The 6,234-nt window shown below is 60.4% G+C and carries 4 protein-coding genes and 1 tRNA gene; 3 read left to right on the forward strand and 2 right to left on the reverse strand.

Features of this window, described 5'->3' with window-relative positions; genetic code table 11:
• Positions 1-86 precede the first annotated feature (86 nt).
• The 3 genes from AB5Y54_RS11190 to yjjG all read left to right on the forward strand — a co-directional run bounded on the left by AB5Y54_RS11190 (position 87) and on the right by yjjG (position 2,506).
• Positions 87-163, forward strand: a tRNA-Met gene (locus AB5Y54_RS11190).
• Positions 164-307: 144 nt separating this feature from the next.
• A complete protein-coding gene (locus tag AB5Y54_RS11195) occupies positions 308-1,792 on the forward strand; it encodes a leucyl aminopeptidase family protein (RefSeq protein ID WP_104452964.1) in 1,485 nt (494 codons plus the stop codon).
• A 33-nt stretch (positions 1,793-1,825) separates the two neighbouring features.
• The gene (yjjG, locus tag AB5Y54_RS11200; protein ID WP_010674855.1) at positions 1,826-2,506 is read left to right on the forward strand and encodes a pyrimidine 5'-nucleotidase; all 681 of its coding nucleotides are present in this window, start codon (positions 1,826-1,828) and stop codon (positions 2,504-2,506) included.
• A gap of 71 nt (positions 2,507-2,577) precedes the next feature.
• Here yjjG and AB5Y54_RS11205 read toward each other — a convergent pair whose 3' ends face one another.
• Together AB5Y54_RS11205 and AB5Y54_RS11210 are read right to left on the reverse strand one after the other, a co-directional pair.
• Positions 2,578-3,834, reverse strand: a complete 1,257-nt coding sequence (locus tag AB5Y54_RS11205) for an amidohydrolase (protein WP_104452963.1) — start codon at positions 3,832-3,834, stop codon at positions 2,578-2,580.
• A gap of 1,236 nt (positions 3,835-5,070) precedes the next feature.
• Positions 5,071-6,234, reverse strand: a protein-coding gene (locus AB5Y54_RS11210) for an IS3 family transposase (RefSeq protein ID WP_368153775.1) whose coding sequence is annotated in 2 segments (ribosomal slippage) — positions 5,071-5,957 and positions 5,957-6,234 — 1,165 coding nt annotated over the 2 segments. Because the reading frame shifts where the segments join, the coding sequence is not laid out codon by codon here. This gene is flagged as partial in the annotation.

Below are 6,234 nucleotides of genomic sequence, written 5' to 3' on the forward strand. Positions count from 1 at the left end.
TTCATGGCAAGCGCTAGCGCCTGCGGTGGAAACGAAGACAGCAAGAAGCAACTGCTCTGCTTTTTGTGGTGGCAATACAATTCGGACGCGGGGTGGAGCAGCTCGGTAGCTCGTCGGGCTCATAACCCGAAGGTCGTCGGTTCAAATCCGGCCCCCGCAACCAACTTCTGACTGATTTTCTTCTGCATTACCTCTCTGATCCCCTCCAGCATCTGTTGCTTGCACACAATAATGTGTGTTTTTCCGATCCCTCTCGCCATTTGTTCGGTATCATCCTGCTTTCTGTTCATGGATGAGGCCGCACCCTGTGATGACCCCTTTTAGCTATTCTTCTCCCCAAATCACGATGCAGAGCACCTCCCTCGCCGAAGTAATGGCAGGGCCGGCTGCCGTCAAACTCCTGCTCATTGCCGACTCAGCGCGCGATACCCTGCTGGCGACGCCTCCCTTTGCCGCCGTGGCAACCCAGATAGCCCTGGGTCAGAAGGCCCCCTATTCCCTCGACGACAGTCAGGGGCTGCAACGGGTGATCTTCATGGATGCCCGCCCGGTCCTGGATCATCGGCTCTACAAGCAGGTGCGCAGCTGGGTGGGCTCGCTGGCGGGCCTCAAGGCGACGCACCTGGCGCTCCATCTGGAGGGCTTTGACGATGAGCATCGCGCCCAACTGGCAAGGGTGGTGCTCGCCTGCCTGCTCGCCGCCGATGTGACCCTGCCGACCCAGAAACGGAGTGAGGCGACAAGACCGGGTTATCAGCAGTTGCAACTTTCCCCCCCTTGCGAACTGGACATGGCCCGCCTGAGCGCAGAAACCGAAGGCAATGGTCTGGCTCGCCACCTGGCGGTGCTGCCAGCGTCCGAGCTCAATGCCCGTCATTACCGGGCCTATGCCCGGGAGCTGGCGCAGCAGGAGGGGTGGCAGTGGCAGGAGTTTGATGAGACGACCCTGGCACAGAAGGGGGCTGGCGCCTTCCTGGCGGTGGCCCGTGGTTCGGCGGACGGTCAGGCCGCCATCGTCAGGCTCAGTTACTGTCCGGCCAACCCGGTGCGCCGCGTTGCGCTGGTGGGCAAGGGGATCTGCCACGACTCCGGTGGCTACAACCTGAAAGTCGGTGGCAGCATGTATGGCATGCACTTGGACATGGGGGGCAGCGCGGTGGCCCTTGGCACGTTGTTGGCCATCAGCCGGGCGAAACTCCCCGTTGAGGTGCACTGCTGGCTCGCCATCGCCGAGAACCACATCGGCCCGCAGGCCTTCCGGCCCGGTGAGGTGGTGACCGCCCTCAACGGCACCACCATCGAAGTGGTGGACACCGACGCCGAGGGTCGCATGGTGCTGGCGGATGCCCTGACCCTGGCGGCCGGGGACAAACCCGACTTGCTGATCGACTATGCCACCCTGACCGGCGCCTGCAAACGGGCGCTCGGCAGCCGTTACAGCGGCGCCTTCACCAACCGCCCCGAGTGGCTCACCACTCTGATCGCGCTGGGACAGCAGAGCGGGGAGCGAGTCTGGCCCTTCCCCCTGGACGAGGATTACGATGACAACCTCGATAGCGAGTGGGCCGATCTGTTACAGTGCGCGCCGGGCGCCTCCCCGGATCACATCGATGCCGCCCGTTTTCTCACGCGCTTCGTGCCCGCCGAGCTTCCCTGGTTGCACCTCGACCTGAGTGGTTTTCGCAACAAGGGGGGCAATGGCGTGGTGGGCAGCGAGGTAACCGGCTTTGGTGTCAGGCTGACCCTGACCCTGCTCGACAGCCCTCTGGGGATGGGTGCGCCCGACGCATGACAACGTGGCCAAGCACAATCAATAAGGACAAGCGTGAAACAAGCAAGCTATGACTGGGTGCTGTTCGATCTGGACGAAACCCTGCTCGATTTTCCGGTCGCCAGGGCGCTGGAGCGGACCCTGCAGATCTACGGCGTGGCGCCGACTCCCCCCAAGATGGCGGAGTACCATGCCCTCAACCAGCGGCTCTGGCAGCAGTACAACTCAGGGGAGATTGACGCCACCCACCTGCAGCAGACCCGTTTTTCGCTCTTTGCCGAGCAGGTCAACGTGGCGCCCATGGCGATGAACGAGACCTTCCTGCAGCAGATCATCGCCCTGAGCGTGCCGCTGGAGGGGGTGGAGGAGACCCTGCAGGCCCTGAAGAGCAAGGTCAGAATGGGGATCATCACCAACGGCTTCAGCCTGCCCCAGCGCGGGCGCCTCGACAAACTGGGCTGGAACAGCTGGTTTGAGCCTCTCGTTATCTCTGACGAGGTGCAAGTGACCAAGCCGGCGGCGGCCATCTTCCAGCATGCCCTGGCGCAGATGGGTCAGCCGAGCCCGGCGCGGGTGTTGATGGTGGGGGACAATCCCAAGACCGACATCGCCGGTGCCGCCGCCCAGGGGCTTGCCACCTGCTGGTACAACCCGGGACGGGAGACAGGCCCGTGCGAGGCGACCCACGAGATCCACCACTTCGCCCATCTCTGTGCGATCGTGCTGGGAGAGTAGGTCCTCTATGCCCGCAAGGGTGTAAAAAAACAAGGCAGCCCATGGGCTGCCTTGTTTGCATCCGGCGTCTGCTAGCGGCCGAGGCGGGCGAGCAGCCAGGCCTCCAGCAAGGCCACTCCGGGGGCCAGCACGGCTTCGTCGAAGTCGAACTCCGGATGATGGTGGGGGGCCGCGAGGTTGGCTCCCAGGATGAGATAGGCGGCTTCGCCGCCGTGCTGCTGTACCCGCTCGATGAGGAAACCGGCATCCTCGCTGGCCCCGAAGCGGCGGGTGTGGATGGTATCAAGGGAGATCCCCTCTGCGAGAGGCACGATTTCCTCGATGAGGGCTGGGCTGTTCTCGATGCCGATCGCTTCCCCCTGTTTGCGGATGTGGTAGGTCGCGCCCTGCATCAGGGCCGCCCCCTCCACAATCTGCTGCACCTGATTGAACATGTAGTCGTTGAGGGCCGGCGTCGCGCCACGGGTCTCCCCCATCAGGCGGGCATGGCCCGGGATGACGTTGCGTCCACTGCCGCCGTTGAGCTGCCCCACGTTGATGCGGGTCATGCCGTCCCGATGGCGGGGAATGCCGAGCATGGCGGTGGTGGCCATGCAGGCCGCCGCCAGGGCATTGTGGCCCGCGTTGGGCTCGAGCCCCGCATGGGCGGCTTGCCCCATGAACTCCACGTCGAATTTGGTTGAACAGAGAAACTCGGTGGGGTTGACCACCAGCTCACCACTGCTCGCGTGAATGCCGATGTGCAGTGCCAGCAGGGCGTCCACGTCGTCGAGCTGCCCCCCTGCCGCCAGCGCCTTGCCGCCTCGGCAGCCCTCTTCAGCCGGCTGGAAGAAGAGCTTGATGCGGCCAGTGAGGCGATCGGCGAGGGCCGCGATCCGCTCGGCCAGCACCAGCCCGATGGCGGTGTGGCCATCGTGGGCACAGGCGTGCATCCAGCCCGGGTTGGCGGAGTGCCAGCCTCCCTGGCCGGGCAGGTGTGACGCCTCCTGGCTCTCTTCGACCTCCACCGCATCGATATCGAAGCGAAACGCCAGGGTGGGGCCGGGGCGCCCGCTCTCCCAGAGTCCCATCACGCCGGTGAGTGCGTCGATCCGCGTCAGCCACTCCGGATGCGCCCCCTGGTGCAGGGCACGGGCCTTCTGGGCCTCGACGTCTATTTCCCGTCCCATGATGAGGGTGCTGGCGAGCAGTTGATCCCCCAGCATGATGGAGAAACCGAGTTCACTGAGGTGTTGGGCGATGAGGGTGGTGGTGCGAAATTCACACCAGGCGGCTTCGGGGTGACGATGAAGGTCGCGGCGCCAGTGGCGCAAGGCATCCTGAGTCATGGTGGTTCCTGCGTGGCAAATCCAGCGGCCATTGTGACGGGCAGGGGGAGATGCGACAAGGGGAGCCCGGGCTCCCCTTGAAAGATGGCATGGATGTCGACGAGGTCGTTTTGTGTGCGCAGATCGCACTCAATGATGGCTTGGCATCATCCTTTGCCAGAGCGCGTCAAAAACCCATGTTGCAGTCTGTTTTTTGAACCACCCCTCTGGTGCAGAGGTGGCAGAAGGCTGATTGACCGACTTAGAGCTGTGCCAGCGACGGCATGGAGACGGCAACCAGAGTGAAAAACACGGTGAAAACGGCGGTAACTACGAACTCTTTCATGATTTTATCTCCCTTGGTTGGCTCATGATGGAACCAAGATACCACAACAGAACGATAAAACAACGAAAAATGTAATTATGAGGCAAAAATGGTTTGGTGGTGAAATATGGCCGCATTTTCCCAAGTTTAAGGGCGTTTTTTGTCCTGAGAAGGGTTTTATGGTGATGCTAGTGAAAGTGGAGGCATATAAAGTCTTTAAATTCATTGAGTTATGTTGTTTTTATGACTCTCTTCTTGATGGTTTCGATTGGGGTCTTTGTGGTGATTTCCATTTTTCGGCAGCAAAATGGCCTGCGGGATGTGCCAATTGATGTCGTCATAGGGAAGTTGGTGGCCGATAGCCAGGTTTTGTCATCCCATGTCATGTTTTCTCACGACTTGTGCCCTAACCTCAGTCTGCAAGGCTGTTGCCAGCCAGGGTTATCCGATGAAGTCTCAATTTTCTGCTCATCCCAAACAGGATGGGAGCAAAAAGAGTACGAAAAAACGACAAAAGGGCCGTCAAAGGAGCATGGAAGGAAAGGGGGGAAGGCGGGAAAATGGGGGGGCGATCTTCATGGGGCCTTGGGTGGCCGGAAGCCCCGTTTTTCGCTGTTTTCTTGGGGGGACGAGCCACTGGGCCCGCGCGCAGGGGAAGCGGGAGAGATCGTCGGCCCACCCGGGTGGCTATATGGCGCCAGTGTGATGGGATGAAGGGCAGGGGAGGCCTGGCGCAGGGCCGTGGCTCTGCGGTACCAAGGCCTTTATCCAGACCCGTCGCGAACAAGGTGAGCAAGCAGAAAAGCGGGGGAAAGAAGTAAAGGAGAAGGTCGTGGGGTCAGAGGCTCAGGGCCGCCGGGCAAGGGGTAAGAGATGGCGACAGTGGCCAGTGGATTGGATTTGACCCCATAGGTCCAGACACTTTTTCCCGCTTAGGGTTGTGATACCCGACTGCGCAGAAATTCCCGTGGTGAACGGTATCCCAAGGCGCTGTGCGGGTGGTGCTCGTTATAATGCTCAAACGCGATAGCCAAATTGCCTACCGCTGTTCGGCTATCCGGTTTTGGCATCATCTCGATATAGTCTCGCTTCATCGTCTTCACGAAGCTCTCCGCTATACCGTTACTCTGTGGGCTTCTCACTGCTGTCGTTCTGGGCTCCAACCCGATTTCTCGTGCAAACGCGCGGGTCTCATGGGCTCGATACGCCGAGCCATTATCAGTCAGCCACTCCACCGGTGATGCCGGCAACGAATCCCCAAAGCGATGTTCGACAGACCTCAGCATGACATCTTGCACAGTGTCACTATCGTAACCCCCAGTACTGGCCGCCCAGTCCAACGCTTCCCTATCGCAGCAATCCATGGCGAACGTGACACGTAGTTTTTCACCGTTATCGCAGCGAAACTCGAAGCCATCTGAGCACCACCGTCGATTGCTCTCCTTGACGGCAACACGCCCCTTATGTGCCTGCTGGGCCAATGGTGCAGCTGGTTTTCTTTCCAGCAGCAAGCCATGTTCGCGCATGACGCGATATACCCGCTTAGCGTTTACCACAGGTTGTTCTGTTGCCTCAGACTGACGCCGTAACAGCGCCCAGACCCGGCGATAGCCATAGGAGGGAAGCTCTGCCATCGCCTCCATGATACGGCCAAGTAAGGCTGCATCATCACGCTGGCGATGATGACGACCATCTTGCCAACCCGGTTTTCGATGAACACGAACGGATAGCTGCGCACGCGATACATTAAGAGCCTGGCTCACAGCACTTAATCGTCGTCCCCCGGCAACAAGGGCGCATGCGCAATCCATTTTTTTGCTCGACCATACTCCACGGCTTCTTTGAGGATCTCGTTCTCCATGGTCTTCTTCCCGAGCAGACGCTGAAGCTCTCGGATCTGCTTGATGGCAGCAGCCAACTCGGAAGCAGGAACAACATCCTCACCGGCGGTGATCGCCGTGAGAGACCCTTCTTGGAATTGCTTACGCCATTTGAAAAGCTGGTTTGCGTTGACGTCGTGCAAGCGAGCAACATGAGAGACGGTCATCCCGGGCTCAAAGGTCTGCTGCACGATGGCGATCTTTTCTTGTGGAGTC

It is taken from the genome of Aeromonas sp. s9 (assembly GCF_040907765.1).
Lineage (GTDB): Bacteria > Pseudomonadota > Gammaproteobacteria > Enterobacterales > Aeromonadaceae > Aeromonas > Aeromonas caviae.